This is a genomic window from Adlercreutzia murintestinalis (assembly GCF_943192905.1).
Classification (GTDB): Bacteria; Actinomycetota; Coriobacteriia; order Coriobacteriales; family Eggerthellaceae; genus Adlercreutzia_A; species Adlercreutzia_A murintestinalis.
The window spans coordinates 1-1397 of the sequence record NZ_CALPCC010000051.1; the positions used below are offsets into that span (position 1 = coordinate 1).

At 49.1% G+C, this 1397-nt stretch carries 3 protein-coding genes; 2 read left to right on the plus strand and 1 reads right to left on the minus strand.

Features of this window, described 5'->3' with window-relative positions; translation table 11 throughout:
• Window positions 1-175 precede the first annotated feature (175 nt).
• Together NFR19_RS08850 and NFR19_RS08855 are read left to right on the plus strand one after the other, a co-directional pair.
• On the plus strand, window positions 176-460 hold the full coding sequence (locus NFR19_RS08850; protein WP_251213426.1) for a type II toxin-antitoxin system RelB/DinJ family antitoxin: 285 nt from the start codon (window positions 176-178) through the stop codon (window positions 458-460).
• A gap of 3 nt (window positions 461-463) precedes the next feature.
• The gene (locus NFR19_RS08855; protein ID WP_251213427.1) at window positions 464-754 is read left to right on the plus strand and encodes a type II toxin-antitoxin system RelE/ParE family toxin; all 291 of its coding nucleotides are present in this window, start codon (window positions 464-466) and stop codon (window positions 752-754) included.
• Window positions 755-914: 160 nt separating this feature from the next.
• On the opposite strand, the gene NFR19_RS08860 is transcribed toward NFR19_RS08855, so the two are convergent.
• Window positions 915-1397, minus strand: a 483-nt coding sequence (locus tag NFR19_RS08860; RefSeq protein ID WP_251213428.1) for a DUF6273 domain-containing protein, incomplete at its 5' end; no start/stop codon positions are given.

Sequence of the window (1397 nt, forward strand, 5' to 3'; positions counted from 1 at the left end):
CCACGGGCACGATCAAAGTGACACCGCACCGCAACATCACTTGCAATAGCCGGTGCTACATGTTGAACAGATCGCTGCACGTGGTTTCAATCTGATGACACCTGTTGACACATTTTGCCTTTTGCACATACAAATACTATGATATGCACGTACACTAACGAACAAGGAGCGAACCATGGCAGCATGCAGTTTAACCATCCGCCTGGACAGCGAACTCAAAGAAGAAGCCGCCCGCGTCATGGAACACTACGGGCTGGACCTGTCCTCGGCAATCCGAATGTTTCTCACTCAGACCGTAAGCACGTACTCGATCCCTCTGTCGCTTGACTACGCGTCGGTAAGCCACGGGCAGCCCAACGAGGAAACCCTAGCGGCTATGCGCGAGGCCGATGAGATAATCGCACGGGGTGCCCCAGGGTACTCCAGTGCGGAAGAAATGTTCACTGCAATGGGACTATAGACCATGCTGGAAGCTCAATATACGGCACAGTTTCTGCGTGACACCAAGCGTTTGACGCGCAAGCGCGTGGATTTGGCACCGCTTCGTGAGCTGATCAATCTGATTCTCAGCGATACGGCCGAAGCTCGCCAAGTTCTAGACCAGCGTCACAACATGCACCGTCTTAAAGGCGAATGGATCGGACACAACGAATGTCATGTTGCCAACGCCGGGGATTGGCTCGTTATCTGGAAAACTGGCAACGGGCTAGCTGTCTTTCAGCGTACCGGATCGCATGACGAGCTGTTCCGCTAGAACTTGGCTGGCGCGCTTTGCTGGTGAAGCAGCTGTTGTCTTCTCTTCGGTTGTCAAGGTGCTTGGTTGGCAGTTCTGGTCGTGTTTAGTTGGTAAGTAAAATAGCGTTAAGTTGTGTTTTGGCCTATGTGCCAGCGTTGTTCGGAAGAAAGTTAGCTTGTTAGACTTGTACGATCATCACTGGGAGAGCTGACGTAACTGAGGCTGAATCTCCCCATATACTGCTCAAACTGTTCGAGAACGATCCCGTATAATCGCCAAACGATGCTGGAGTCCTTAAAAGGGTATCTTTTCCCGTAATCAAGTCAGAAGGAATTTCTCCCCCAAAAACTCTTTCTTCTTGATGTACATGCTGGGTAGCATTTAAGAAATTAACAGGAGCTGCCAAGAAAACCTTATCCGTAGTAGTGTAGGTTGAGGTTGAATCAGGAATCATAGTTGTCACTTCTGTTGCAGCAATCCGGTCTTGTAGTGATTGTGGGAGACCCTTGAGATACTCATTATTCAAAAACGCCCGGACGTTATTATCACGCCAACAGTTGCTATCTGCGTCAGGAATCTCAATATATTCTTTGGTAATGAGGACAGGATTGTTGTCATCGGAGTATGAAACAAAATAATACGGATGGTTACCGATCGTGAT

Bases quoted from the DNA above. Each gene is read 5' to 3' on its own strand.
- NFR19_RS08850 (WP_251213426.1), top strand. From the start codon at position 176: ATGGCAGCATGCAGTTTAACCATCCGCCTGGACAGCGAACTCAAAGAA.
- NFR19_RS08855 (WP_251213427.1), top strand. From the start codon at position 464: ATGCTGGAAGCTCAATATACGGCACAGTTTCTGCGTGACACCAAGCGT.